At 62.3% G+C, this 656-nt stretch carries 1 protein-coding gene; it reads right to left on the bottom strand.

What is annotated here, in order from left to right; all coding sequences use genetic code 11:
* Positions 1-356: 356 nt before the first annotated feature.
* The coding region (locus AC01FP_RS18525) for a hypothetical protein (protein WP_474482343.1) at positions 357-656 on the bottom strand (300 nt) is incomplete at its 5' end.

Here is a 656-nt window from a genome sequence, read left to right as displayed (position 1 = left end):
GGACATTGTTATGCAGCCAAAAACATGTTCCACACAGGCTCTGATTGCTGATTTGATTCGGTTACACTCTTTGGCACGAACAGCCTTGGCGGCACGCCGGAGCAAAATCAATTGCGGGCAAAGGTTTGGTGGCGGGCGTTAGACGGTTGGCAGACCGCCGGTTGCAGTGCAGACGAGGAGACGGGCAGCAGATCGCGGTTGAGCCCGGGACCGCTGCCATTGGCGCAGGAGAGTAATTGTGTCCGGTTTTGCGGTGGTCTTGCGCAAAGACAATCGTCCACCGGCCGCCGAACTGAGCCAGTCGATGCGGCAGCCCCTGCCGCTTCAGTTCCTCGCGCAGAGCGGACAGGCGGGCTTCATGGGTCTGCATCAGCATCGGGTTGTTCCTTGGCAATGTGCGCGGCGGCTCTTGCCGCTTGATGCCAACCACCATAGTCATTCGGGCGACGGCTTTCCAGCCGCCCCGCCTGTACCCGCACCCGGAGCGTCCCGATGAACCGATCCCTGCTGTCGCTTGCCGCGCTTGCGGCCGGAATCGCCATGTTGACGCAAGCGGCGCAAGCCATGACCCAGAACGAGGGCCAACCAGCGTGACCACACCGGCTCCTGCCGTCCCCCCCGTCGCCGAGAAGCGCGACCATTCCTACAGCCATCAC

It is taken from the genome of Cyanobium sp. NIVA-CYA 375, from assembly GCF_056108345.1.
Note: the sequence above shows the minus strand (reverse complement) of the source record. Positions and strands in the feature narration are given on the sequence as shown.